10 protein-coding genes are annotated in these 12,311 nt (G+C 67.6%); 6 read left to right on the forward strand and 4 right to left on the reverse strand.

The window, feature by feature from the left end; all coding sequences use genetic code 11:
• A partial coding sequence (locus tag KJ554_04695) for a hypothetical protein (protein MBU0741636.1) occupies positions 1-316 on the reverse strand: 316 nt, incomplete at its 3' end.
• Between the two features lie 366 nt (positions 317-682).
• On the opposite strand from KJ554_04695, the gene KJ554_04700 reads away from it, so the two are divergent.
• The 4 genes from KJ554_04700 to KJ554_04715 all read left to right on the forward strand — a co-directional run bounded on the left by KJ554_04700 (position 683) and on the right by KJ554_04715 (position 6,945).
• The gene (locus KJ554_04700; protein MBU0741637.1) at positions 683-1,474 is read left to right on the forward strand and encodes a right-handed parallel beta-helix repeat-containing protein; all 792 of its coding nucleotides are present in this window, start codon (positions 683-685) and stop codon (positions 1,472-1,474) included.
• Positions 1,475-1,773: 299 nt separating this feature from the next.
• Entirely contained in the window at positions 1,774-4,092 is a 2,319-nt protein-coding gene (locus tag KJ554_04705) for a hypothetical protein (GenBank protein MBU0741638.1), read from the forward strand.
• Positions 4,093-4,464: 372 nt separating this feature from the next.
• Positions 4,465-5,919, forward strand: a complete 1,455-nt coding sequence (locus KJ554_04710) for an alpha/beta fold hydrolase (GenBank protein MBU0741639.1) — start codon at positions 4,465-4,467, stop codon at positions 5,917-5,919.
• A gap of 288 nt (positions 5,920-6,207) precedes the next feature.
• The gene (locus KJ554_04715) at positions 6,208-6,945 is read left to right on the forward strand and encodes a hypothetical protein (GenBank protein ID MBU0741640.1); all 738 of its coding nucleotides are present in this window, start codon (positions 6,208-6,210) and stop codon (positions 6,943-6,945) included.
• 75 nt (positions 6,946-7,020) lie between these two features.
• Here the strand turns inward: KJ554_04715 and thyX are convergent, their stop codons facing one another.
• Entirely contained in the window at positions 7,021-7,962 is a 942-nt protein-coding gene (gene thyX, locus KJ554_04720) for an FAD-dependent thymidylate synthase (protein MBU0741641.1), read from the reverse strand.
• A gap of 1 nt (position 7,963) precedes the next feature.
• Complete coding sequence (locus KJ554_04725) at positions 7,964-10,012, reverse strand: urocanate hydratase (protein ID MBU0741642.1); 2,049 nt, start codon at positions 10,010-10,012, stop codon at positions 7,964-7,966.
• 175 nt (positions 10,013-10,187) lie between these two features.
• On the opposite strand from KJ554_04725, the gene KJ554_04730 reads away from it, so the two are divergent.
• Positions 10,188-10,709: a YIP1 family protein gene (locus tag KJ554_04730; GenBank protein MBU0741643.1), complete on the forward strand. Its 522-nt coding sequence runs from the start codon at positions 10,188-10,190 to the stop codon at positions 10,707-10,709.
• Positions 10,710-10,724: 15 nt separating this feature from the next.
• Positions 10,725-12,017: a C1 family peptidase gene (locus KJ554_04735; protein ID MBU0741644.1), complete on the forward strand. Its 1,293-nt coding sequence runs from the start codon at positions 10,725-10,727 to the stop codon at positions 12,015-12,017.
• 83 nt (positions 12,018-12,100) lie between these two features.
• On the opposite strand, the gene KJ554_04740 is transcribed toward KJ554_04735, so the two are convergent.
• On the reverse strand, positions 12,101-12,311 hold a 211-nt coding region (locus tag KJ554_04740; protein MBU0741645.1), incomplete at its 5' end, for a hypothetical protein.

A 12,311-nucleotide genomic window follows, 5' to 3' on the forward strand; every position in this document is an offset into this window, starting at 1 on the left:
CGGCCATGGCCGCCTTGCTCGGGTAGTCGTAGTCGACACCGTCGCCGGTCCAGCTCCCGTCCAGCGGGGTCTCCTGGTAGATGCCGGCGTCCTCGGCGAGGTTCGACAGGGGGTTCTGGAACATGTCCAGGTCGTTCAGGGTGCCGCCGACCTTGGCCGGGCCCTGGACGCCGGCTGTCAGCTCGGCCGCCTTGCCGGCGTCGGGGGTGGCGCCGGGATCGGTCGGATCGTCGCTGCAGCCCGTCAGGCCCATCGCGAACAGGGCCAGAACCGCCAGGCAGCAGCGGCAGGTGTGGGTCTTCGGCATGGTCTTCATGGTCATATCCCTCCAGTTGATCGCTCATCGGTCATGGCTCGGTCTGCTCATCAGCAAGAGGTGTGCCTGCGGCCGCCGGTCGGGAATGGGCGCATACGGCGCGTATCGTGATGTTTTCCGGGAAAGCGGCAAGGTCCGGGTGTGGCCGATCGCGGCAGCAGGTGTGAGGAATCACCGCGCCTCGATGCCTGCGGACGACCTCGCGGATATGGACGACGCTAGTGATCACGCCGCCGTAGAAGCCGGCCCGCTCCTGCGCGGCGCGCGGGTGCCTGCCGTGAAATTATCAATTCATAATCCTGTTTTTCCATGTAAACTGCCGAGGTGCCACGATGATGCATCTCGAAAACCTGGGGGGGAGTGGGAATGCGGACATTATTGCCTTTTCTTCTCGTATCGACATTGCTGGCCGGCGCACCTTTCGCCCAGACCTACATCTCGGGACCGGTAACGACCGACACGATCTGGAATGCAGCGGGCAGCCCGTACGTCATCCAGGCCGACGTGGACGTGATCGACGGCAGCACGTTGACCATCCAGGCCGGCGTCACGGTCGCGTTCGACGGCGATTTCATGTTGAGCACGGCTTGGAACGCCGCGATCGTCGCGGCCGGTGCGCCCGGCGACAGGGTGCTCTTCACCTCGAACGCCGGTGTGCCGCAGACAAACGACTGGAAGTGGGTGGTAGTGAGCGGCCCCAATCCCTCGTCCCTCGCGCACTGCACCTTCGAATACGCAGAGCAGGGCTTTCGGGCCGGCAATGCGGAACCGACGATCTCCCATTGCGTGATACGCCACTGTTCGACGGGCATCTACTGCGCCAACGCGTCGCCGACGATCGAGCACAGCGAGGTCACCGCCTGCGGGACGGCCATCTGGATCCACGGGAACGCCAGCGATCCGGTCATCAACACCAACAACATCCACGACAACTCGAGCTGGTCGGTGTATGTGACGGGCTTTCCGGAGCCCGCGGTGACGATCGACGCCCAGAACAACTGGTGGGGCACCACGGACGGGGCCGAGATCGCACTGGATATCAAGGACAGCAACGATGACCCGGATCTCTACGCGACCATCGACTTCGACCCGTGGCTGGGCGCGATGTCCACGGTAGAGATGAGCTGGGGCGGGGTGAAGGCGCTCTACGAGCGCTAGTTCAGGCCGCTCGTCTTTCTCACCAGGGCCGATGTTCATATGCCGGGCCTTCCTTGGCGCGGCAGCGGAGATGCCGGTCTGATGGCTCGTTCTCGTCCGGATACCCGGGATGCCGAATGCCCGCCCGCGTTGACATCTTCCCGCACAGCGGGTAGGATACCGCTGATAACACAAATTCATTGTCATCATGGCATTTCATGTTAAGGAGGGAGAACATGTTGCGCACGGTGTGCCGGGGATGTGTTGCGCTATTATGCGGGTTGTTTCTTTTCGATTCGTCAATAGCACAAGCGGGATGGTTGGAGGACGGCAGTCCCGTCTGCCGGGCGCGGGGAACGCAGGGCGCTCCGCAGCTCATCTCCGATGGGGCCGGCGGCGTCATCATGGTCTGGGAGGATCAGCGCGGTCATTTCGGGTACAGCGACGTCTTCGCCCAGCGCTTCGACGTCCAGGGCCACGCGCTCTGGACGCCTGACGGTATACCGGTCTACACGGGCGAGTACGACCAGAGTGAACCGCAAATCGTCACGGACGGCCTCGGTGGAGCGATCATCGTCTGGTTCTACCAGCACCCCGTGTTGGATCCGTTTCTCCACGCCCAGAGGATCGATGCGAACGGCACCCTGCTCTGGGGTTCGTCGGGGATCACCGTCAGTCTGGATTACGCCACCGGCGATGATCTGCAACTCATCGCCGACGGCGCCGGCGGCGCCGTCATGACCTGGGTGGACAAGCGCAACGGCGCCGGCAACTACGACATCTACGCGCAGAGGATCGCGGCGGACGGCACCGTCTCCTGGGCGCCCGAAGGCGTCGCCGTCTGTACTGCAGCCGATAATCAATACGATCCCGTCTTGACCACCGACGGGGCCGGCGGTGCGATCATCGCCTGGGAGGATCGCCGGAACGCTGATTCACGGATCTACGCCCAGAGGGTGGGGTCGGACGGCACGGTCCAGTGGACGACGAACGGGTCGAGTATGAGCAGCGGGCTCGCGTCCTCCTACGAGCCCCAGATCGTTTCCGACGGCGAGGGGGGCGCGGTGATGGTGTTTACGGGCGACAACAACGGGGACCTCGACATCTTCGGACAGAGAGTCGCCAGTAACGGAGGCGTTCTCTGGGAAATCGAGAATCCCGTCTGCGTCGCGACCGATGACCAGACCATCCCCCGCCTGGTGACCAACGGCGCCGGCTGCTACATCGTCGTCTGGTCCGACGACCGCGTGGGGGACAACGACATATACGCTGGGCGAGTCGATCCCGCCTGGGGGGATCCCGGCTGGAGCATCCAGGGCACGCCCATTTGCACCGCGGCCGGCTCGCAGTTCGACCATCGAATCGTACCCGACGGCTCGGGCGGGGCCTTCATCACCTGGACCGACTATCGCGACATGGACGTCAAGATCTACGCCCAGAGGATCGACGCCTACGGCATGATCCAATGGGCGAGCGACGGACTCATCGTCAGTTCCGCGCCCTTGTACACGATGTACGCACGGCTCGTCGCCGATAGCCCTGGTAGCGTAGCCATGGTCTGGTACGACTACCGCGGCTACAGCATCGATCTCTGGGCGCAGAGGCTGGATACGAACGGCGACTGGGGCCACCCGGCGCCACTGATCCGCTCGGTCCGCGACGTCCCGGGCGACCAGGGCGGCGTGGTGAACTTGGCCTGGGACGCCAGCGACTACGACCCCATGCCGGCCCGGATCACGACCTACTCGATCTGGCGGGCGTTGAGCGCCGACGAGGCGGTCGCCAAGGCGAGCGACGGCGCCGTCGTCGATCCCGTCGTCGGCCTGCCGAAGCTGCGGGTCGACACGTACGCGGGCAAATCGTACTACTGGTCCCTCGTCGACACGCATGACGCCTACCACCTCGAAACGTATTCGCAGGTCGTGCCCACGGCCTTCGATTCGACGGCGACCTGCGGCGAGGCGCAGTACTTCCAGGTCATCGCCCACACGAGCGATCCGCAGGTGTTCTGGATCTCTGCTCCGGACAGCGGCTGGTCGGTGGACGACCTCGCTCCGGAGCAGCCCGGGGGCCTGAAAGGGGACGCCGCGTACGCGCCCGCCGGCATGACCCTCGCCTGGGAGCGCAACGCCGAGAGCGATCTGGCGCATTACGCGGTCTACCGCGGTCTCTCGCCCACGTTCACGCCGGGACCGGGCAACCTGGTCGCTGCGCCTGCCGACACCACGGCCTTCGATCAGGAGTGGACGCTCGCGGCCGGTTACCATTACAAGGTCTCGGCCCTGGACATACACGGCAATGAGAGTTCTCACGCCCTGCTCAGACCAGAGGACGTCACCGGCGGTGACACGCCGGTCATGCCGGCCAGCTACCTGCGCCGGAACGCCCCCAATCCCTTCAATCCCGGCACGAAGATCGTCTACGGTCTGATGGAGCCGGCCAGGGCGACGCTGCGGATCTTCGACGCCTCCGGTCGCCTGGTGCGGGTGCTGGTGGACGAGCAGCGGACGGCCGGTCCGCATGAGGCGTTCTGGGACGGCAACGACGGAGCCGGCCGGCCGGTCGCGTCGGGAGTCTACTTCTACCGGCTCGACGCCGGGGCGTTCGGCCGGACCGAGAGGATGACGCTCGTGCGCTGACGGCGTAGAGAGCGGGGGAGGAGTTCCGTGAAGCACCGGAAATCGTGCGTCCTGTCGCTCGCCCTGTATGCGGCGGCCGGCCTCGCCATGGCCGGCGATCAGGCGCCGGAAGCCGATCAGGACGCGGCGCTGGCCGTCTCCGCCCGTACGTTCGTCGAACGCTTCCTGGCGGGCGACGACTCCGCATGCCGCGCTATGCTGTCGATCGACATGCTGTCGGCCCTTCCCGTCGCCGCGGCCGGCCGGGTCCGCCAGGGCCTGCAGGCCGGCAACGGTTCCGTGCGGGAGGTCCGGGACGCCTGGCCGGAGGATGTCGTCGAGACCTACCGGCGCTTCCGCGTACCGGTGGTGTTCGAGCGCGGGACTGTCGACATGCGCGTCGTCTTCGACGGCGAGGGGAAGGTTGCCGGCTTTTTCCACCTGCCGCACGTCCCGTCGCCGCAGGAGCGGGCGGATGATCCCTCGCTGTGCAGCGACCCGAGTCCCGCCGTGCGGGGGCACTGGGAGGGGAGCATCGAGATTCCCGGTGCACCGCTGGCCGTCAGGATCGACCTGCTTCGCAAGGACGGCTACTGGGTCGGCACCATCGACATCCCGGCGCAGGGTGTGGAGGGCTTGCCTCTGGCCGGGATCGCTGTGATCGAGCCGGACATCGCCTTCACCATCGCCGACATCCCCGGCGATCCGATCTTCCGCGGCACGCTCACGGACGGTGAGATCGCGGGCACCTTCACCCAGGCCGCCTTCTCCGCGTCGTTCCGTCTCGGACGGGAGGTGGCGGCGCGGCCCGCGCGCTCCCAGGAGCCGCAGCCGCCGTTTCCGTACGAGGAGATCGAGGTCGCCTATGACAACGGGCCTGTCGCGCTGGCGGGAACGCTGACCGTTCCCCAGGGCGACGGGCCGTTTGCGGCGGCGCTGCTGATCTCCGGCAGCGGCGCGCAGGACCGCGATGAGACGGTCTACGGCCACAGGCCCTTTCGCGTGCTGGCCGATCACCTCGCCCGCGCGGGCATCGCCGTCCTGCGCGTGGACGACCGGGGGGTCGGCGCGTCGACGGGTGATCCCGGCGCGGCCACCACCGAGGATTTCGCCGAGGACGCCCTCGCCGGCGTGGCTTTCCTGGCGCAGCGTCCCGAGATCGACCCCGGACGGATCGGCCTGATCGGCCACAGCGAGGGGGGCATCATCGCGCCCCTGGCCGCCGTCCGGTCCGCCGACGTGGCTTTCATCGTCCTGCTGGCCGGCACCGGTGTCACGGGCGCCGAGGTCCTCGTGCGCCAGGTGGAATTGATCGGCCGGGCCGAGGGGCAGCCCGTCGACCAGGTCGACCAAGCGGTCGAGGCGCAGCGCGAGCTGGTCCGGCTCGTCCTCTCGGGCTCCGACGCGGAAGAGATCCGCGCCAGGCTGAGGACGCTCGTCAGATCGCAGATCGGCCCCGATGAGGACGAGGAGGCGGTGGAACAGGCCGTCGCCATGCAGGCGCTGAACGTCTCGAATCCGTGGTTCCGTTTCTTCCTGTCGCACGATCCCCGGCCGGTGCTGCGGCAGGTACGCGTGCCGGTGCTGGCGCTGTGCGGCGAGAGGGACCTCCAGGTGGAGGCGGGCCAGAACCTCCCCGAGATCTACAGGGCGCTCGCGCGGGGCGGCAATGCCGACTTCACGGTCGAGGAGATGCCGGGTCTGAACCATCTGTTCCAGGCGGCAGGGACCGGCAGCCCGACCGAGTATTACGACATCGGGGAGACGATCAATCCGGCCGCGCTCGAGGCGGTGTCCGGGTGGATCCGGGAGCGGTTCGTCGGGGCGGTGACGGGAGAGGAATATTGAAATCCGTCAGCGCGATTCCAACAGAATAAGAAACTCATCCGGCGAGCACATGCCTTCCGGGACGTCCTCGGTTCACCGCGGGCCGACTGACGCGAGCCCCCAGACATCTTCCAGCCCGGGACCGTGAGCCGACTGAACCGCCGCCGCTGCCGCTGCTGCTGGCGAGGGAAGAGTCGACGCGGTTGTTTTCCCGCCCCGCGAATAAATCTGTCCATTTGTTGAAAAGGCCCGCCACCGGTTGTTCACACCATGTCGGACATTGTCACGAACCAGAAACCGGGAGGCGCCATGAAAGATCTGACAGTGACGAAGGTATTGATACTGCTCGCCTTGCTCGCCGGCGGGATCGTCCTGGGCACCGGCTGTTCCGAGGAGATCGCCGCTCCGGGACAACACCAAAGCCCCGACGGCCCGCAAGCCGACGGGGGTGGCAAGTCGCCGGTGGCCATCGGCGTCCCCGATCGGGTTCACCTGATCCGCCGTCCCTTCAATCCCATCGACTTCGGCGACGGCACCAGAGCCACCAGCACGGTCTCGAATTCGGGCATCGCCACCGAACTGATCGACATCTCCAGCGGTGCGCTGCTGGCCGAGCTGATCTGGACGTACGCCGATCAGAGCCTGTTCATAGACGTTCCCGGGGTGACCTCCCTCTCCGCGGACGGCGCCGATTCGGCGACTCCCTTCGGTTGCAACGTGGGCTTGTACTACGTCTATGTCAATGCGACGGCCGCCATGGACGACGGCTTGGTCCTGCCCGGGGGAGACAAGGACAACCCCGGCTGCGACGGGATCCCCGACATCCTGGAGACCGATTGCATGCTGGCTTGCTGCGAGATCCACGACCAGTGCTATGCCGACAACAACTGCACCGCCCGGAGCTGGCTGCCCGGTCACGGCCAGGGCGCGGCCTGCACGCAGTGCAACATCGACGTCGTGATCTGCATGATCAAATGCCTGCCGTGGTGGGTGCCGGACTGGATCTTCGAGCACCTCATCGAGCCTCTCCTGATCGAGACGCACTGATCCTGCCGGAATCGGAACGGGGGAGGCCGAGCGTCCGCTCGGCTTCCCCCGCCGAACCATCCGGCATGCGGAATATCACCTTGCTGATGCGTCAGTCTCCCAGGGCACTCCCAGATTCCATTCCCGCAGCTTATTCGCGAACTCCTCCCGCTCGCGATGCGTCTTCAACCCGTTCTTCCCGGGCTCCAACCACCCGGATTCCCGCGCGATCGTGTTCGCCCGCGCCACATCCCCGGCCCCCACCGCCGCCAGGATCTCCGACTCGATCCGCGACAGCCCCGTCGCGTTGAACCGGTAGTCCAGGAACGCCTCCCAGGTCGACGGCACCCACTTCGCCACGATCTGCTCGCCGATCACGGCGGCGTATTCGCGGATCTCCTGCTGGGCGTGGCTGTCCAGGCGCAGGGCCAGGAAGTGCAGCAGGTTGTGCAGGTCGATCTTCCAGTAGGCCTCGGTATAGGTGCACAGCGGCAGATCCTTGCGGGCCTGTTCGCGGGCGACGCCCTGCTCGATCCTGTGCTCGTAGATCCGGCGCGTGAGTTCGTGGACCTCGCGTTCCTGGTCGCTGAACTGCGCACCCTCGGCCTCGTCGAAGCAGCCCGCGCTGCCCTGCTTGTTGTCCCCGGCCTGCCGGCGCCACAGGGCGGGGGCGGTGCGCTGGCCCGAATTGGTGACGATCGAATAGCGTGAACTCGCCTCGTTCACCGAGGCCGTCCTGTGCCGTATCCACTGCCGCCAGGCATCCATGGGCACACGGACGTGCAGCTTCAGCTCGCACATCTCGAACGGCGTCGTATGCCTGTGCCGCAGCAGGTAGCGGATCAGCCCGCGGTCCTCGCTCACCTTCTTCGTGCCCGCCCCGTACGACACGCGCGCGGCCTGCACCACCGACTGGTCGTTGCCCATGTAGTCGATCACGCGTACGAAACCGTCGTCCAGCACGGGGATGGCCCGGCCCAGGATCTCATCGAGGGCGGGGGAGAAGGCGCGTGCGATCTTCCGGGCTTCCGGCTGCATGTTACTCCCGATCGGTGAAGGCGGTCCTGATCGCGTCGGAGACCAGCGCATCGTCCGCGTGCTGCGGCAGCGTGACCCTCAGGCCGGGCTCGTGCGCCATGGCCCGCCGCGCCGCGAATTCGGCGCCGGCGTTGCGGGCCCAGGCGCGCCGGGCGATGCCGTTGTTGACGTCCCAGGCGAGCATCATGTTCAGCCGCCGCGTGGCGTCGTCGCTGCCGTCGAGCACCAGGCCGAAACCGCCGTTGATCACCTCGCCCCAGCCCACGCCGCCGCCGTTGTGGATGCTCACCCAGGTGGCGCCGCGGAAGCCGTCGCCGATCACGTTCTGGATGGCCATGTCGGCGCAGAACATCGAGCCGTCGGCGATGTTGGCCGTCTCGCGGAAGGGGGAGTCGGTGCCCGAGACGTCGTGGTGGTCGCGGCCCAGGACCACCGGCGCGGTGATGTCACCGGCGGCGATGGCCTCGTTGAAGGCCTGGGCGATGCGCCGGCGGCCCTGCTCGTCGCTGTAGAGGATCCTGGCCTGGCTGCCCACGACCAGCTTGTTCGCGCCCGCCCGGCGGATCCAGCGCAGGTTGTCCAGGTACTGCTGCTTTGTCTCGGCGGGCGCGCCGGCGGCCAGCGCCTCGATCACGTCGCCGGCGATGCGGTCCGTCTCGGCCAGGTCGGCCGGATCGCCGCTGGTGCATACACACCGGAAGGGCCCGAACCCGTAGTCGAAGCACAGGGGACCCATGATGTCCTCGACGTAGCTCGGGTAGATGAAACGCCCGTCGCCGGTCGCGATGTCGGCGCCGGCGCGGCTGCACTCGAGCAGGAACGCGTTGCCGTAGTCCCAGAACTTCGTGCCGCGGGCCACGCACCGGTTGATCGCCCCGATGTGCCGCAGCAGCGAGGCGCGGACCTTCGACTTGAAGCCCTCGGGGTCGGCGGCCAGCATCGCGTTGGATGCCTCGTAGCTCATGCCGGCGGGGTAGTAGCCGCCGGTGTAGGGGATGTGCAGGCTGGTCTGGTCGCTGCCCAGCTCGACCGTGATGTCGCTGTCGGCCAGGCGTTCCCACAGGTCGACCACGTTGCCCTGGTAGGCCAGCGCCACGGCTTCCCGGCCGGCCTTGGCCCGCCGGATGCGCTCCAGCAGCCCGTCGAGATCCGCGTGGACCTCGTCGATCCAGCCTTGCTCATGACGCTTGCGCGTGGCGGCCGGGTTGATCTCCGCGATCACACCCACGCAGCCCGCGATGACCGCGGACTTGCCCTGGGCGCCGCTCATGCCGCCCAGGCCGCTGGTGACGTAGAGCTTGCCGGCCAGGGGGTTCTCGTCCCCGTGGCCGCCGAGATAGAGCCGTCCGGCGCCGAGGATCGTGATCGTCGTCCCGTGCACGATGCCCTGCGGCCCGATGTACATGTAGCTGCCGGCGGTCATCTGGCCGTAGCTCGTCACGCCCAGGGCGGACATGCGCGTGTAGTCGTCGCCGCTGCTGTAGTTGGGGATGACCATGCCGTTGGTCACGACCACGCGCGGCGCGTCCCCGTGCGATGGGAACAGGCCCAGCGGATGGCCGGAGTACATGACCAGCGTCTGTGCTTCGGACATCTCCGACAGGTAGCGCATGGTCAGCAGGTACTGGGCCCAGTTCTGGAAGACCGTGCCGTTGCCGCCGTAGGTGATCAGCTCGTAGGGATGCTGGGCGACGGCCGGATCGAGGTTGTTCTGGATCATGTGCATGATCGCCGCGGCCTGCCGGCACCGTGCCGGATAGTCGTCGATGGGCCGCGCGCGCATCTCGTAGCGGGGCCGGAAGCGATGCATGTAGATGCGGCCCGCGGCGGCCAGCTCGCGGGCGAACTCGGGTGCCAGGCCGGCGTGCAGGCGGGCGGGGAAGTAGCGCAGGGCGTTGCGCAGGGCCAGCTCCTGTTCCCGGGCCGAGAGCAGCATGGGCCGCCGCGGCGCGCGCGGGACCGCGGGGTCGACCGGGGGCGCCGCGGGCAGCGTGTCGGGCAGGCCGGCGCGGATCTGCGCCCGGAAATCGCTCAGGGCGGTATGGTTCATCGTCCCTCTCCGGAATGGTGGTGTCGCGGACTGCTACGATAGCATCTGGGCCGGGCCGCATCCACCCTGCAAACTCCGGATGCGAACTCCGGAAAACGACGGGCGATCTTGACCGCCGGACCGCGGACTGCCACAATCCCGGCGGAAAATTGTCCATTCACCGGGGAGGGATGCCATGAACCAGCTGTTCGATCGCATGCTGCGCGCCGCCAAGCTCGATTCCATGCTCTACGAGGAGGTGGAGCACGACACCGCCGCCACCAACCAGGCCGTGGCCGTGGTGCTGCTATCCAGCGCGGCCGCCGGCATCGGCAGTCCCGTGGGCGGCGGGCTCGGCGCCATGTTCACCGGCGCCGTCATCGCGCTCATCTCCTGGTTCGTCTGGTTCGGCATCGTCTACGCGATCGGCACCAAGCTGCTGCCCGAACCCCAGACCGAGGCCGACTACGGGCAGCTCCTGCGCACCATCGGCTTCTCCAGCGCCCCGGGCGTGATCAGGGTCATCGGCTTCATCCCGCTGCTCTACTGGCTGGTCACCCTGATCGCCTCGGTGTGGATGCTGGTCGCGATGGTCATCGCCGTGCGCCAGGCCCTCGACTACCGGGGCACCGGCCGCGCCATCATCGTCTGCCTGATCGGCTGGGCGATCATGATGATCCTCAGCACCGTCGCCTTCAGCCTGTTCGGGCATCGATAACACGGGAGAGGTAACATGCATCCACGTCTGTCGTACTTTCTGCCCGTCCTGTGCGCCCTTGCGCTCGGCACGGCCGCCGAGGCCCGCGACCGGGACCGTGCCGTCTACCGCGAACCCAACGAGTACCCCGTCCTGGACGAGATCGAGGCGCGGCGCGATTCCCTCGCCGCCGCCGTCGACGCGCTGCGGGCCGCCGCCGATTCGCTGTTCGATGCGCAAGCGGAGGCGCGCGAGGACACCGACAGGTCCCTGCGCGTGGACTGGTCGCGCATCGAGCGTCCGGCGAGCCCCGAGGCCTTCAGGACCCGTCTGGCGCACCTGCCGCCGGTGCCCCAGTACTACACCGGTTCGTGCTGGGCCTTCGCGGCCACGTCGCTGATGGAGTCGGAGACGATCCGGCTCACCGGCGACCGGATCAAGCTCTCGGAGATGTGGCTGGTCTACTGGGAGTACGTGGAGAAGGTGCGCCGCTGGGTGCGCGAGTACGGCCACAGCGCCGTGGCGGAGGGTTCCGAGAGCGACGCGATCCTCGACGTCTACAAGGCCTACGGCGCGGTGCCGCACGCGGCCTATCCCGGCGTGCTCTTCGCCGACGGCCGCCATGACCACCACCGGATGATGGAGGAGCTGGAGGGCTACCTCGATTGGGCCGAGACCCACGACGTCTGGGACGAGCAGCGCGTGGTCGCCGGCGCCCGCCGCATCCTCGACGCCCATCTGGGGCCCCCGCCGGAGACCTTCACCTGGGAGGGCCGCAAGTGGTCGCCGCGCGCGTTCCTGCTCGAGGCACTGCGCCTGGACCTGGACGCCTACGTGGCGTGCGTCTCGTTCATGGAGCGGCCCGGGTACGCGTTCGGCGAGACCTGCCTGCTGGATGTGACCGACAACTGGCGCCGCAAGGCCGACTACCTGAACCTGCCCCTGGACGAGTTCCGGCGCCTGGTGCGCGAGGCCGTGCGCCGCGGGTACACCCTGGTGGTCGGCGGCGACAACTCCGAGCCCGGCATGGACGGCCATTTCGACGCGGCGGTGATCCCGTCCTGGGACATCCCCGCCGACTACATCGACCAGGCCGCCCGCGAGCACCGCATCCGCAACGGCGAGACCGGCGACGACCACGGCATCCACGTGGTCGGCCACACGCGTGCCGGCGACCGCGACTGGTACCTGCTCAAGGACAGCAATCGCAGCTCACGCCTCGGCGCGTTCGAGGGCTACTACTTCTGCGACGGCGACTACATCGCGCTGAAGATGCTGTCGGTACTCGTGCATCGGGACGTGCTGCGGCAGGCGCTGCCGAACCGGTGATTTCTACGCGGCTTGCACGTCTTAGACAAAGAGGCGGGAGCCCACCGGGCTCCCGCCTTCGTCTCGTCCGGCCCCCCGTACGGTCAAGCCAGTGTCTGCTGTTCCCTCGCGGCCGCGATGCCGCGGCGCGCCAGCTCCTCCAGCATGCGCTCGGCCGGCACCACGGTCTCCTGGGGACGGGCGCCGGGGGCGTCGATCTCGCCGCCGGCGAGCATGTGCGCGACGATGGCCGCGGGGAAACCCGTCATGCGCATCATGGCGGACAATCCCGTCACCGGATCGCCGCGATCGACG

Source organism: bacterium (assembly GCA_018814885.1).
GTDB lineage: Bacteria > Krumholzibacteriota > Krumholzibacteriia > LZORAL124-64-63 > LZORAL124-64-63 > JAHIYU01.

Coding starts and splice junctions, on each gene's coding strand:
- KJ554_04700 (MBU0741637.1), top strand. CDS start 683: ATGCGGACATTATTGCCTTTTCTTCTCGTATCGACATTGCTGGCCGGC.
- KJ554_04710 (MBU0741639.1), top strand. CDS start 4,465: ATGCGCGTCGTCTTCGACGGCGAGGGGAAGGTTGCCGGCTTTTTCCAC.
- KJ554_04730 (MBU0741643.1), top strand. CDS start 10,188: ATGAACCAGCTGTTCGATCGCATGCTGCGCGCCGCCAAGCTCGATTCC.
- thyX (MBU0741641.1), bottom strand. CDS start 7,962: ATGCAGCCGGAAGCCCGGAAGATCGCACGCGCCTTCTCCCCCGCCCTC.
- KJ554_04725 (MBU0741642.1), bottom strand. CDS start 10,012: ATGAACCATACCGCCCTGAGCGATTTCCGGGCGCAGATCCGCGCCGGC.
- KJ554_04735 (MBU0741644.1), top strand. CDS start 10,725: ATGCATCCACGTCTGTCGTACTTTCTGCCCGTCCTGTGCGCCCTTGCG.
- KJ554_04715 (MBU0741640.1), top strand. CDS start 6,208: ATGAAAGATCTGACAGTGACGAAGGTATTGATACTGCTCGCCTTGCTC.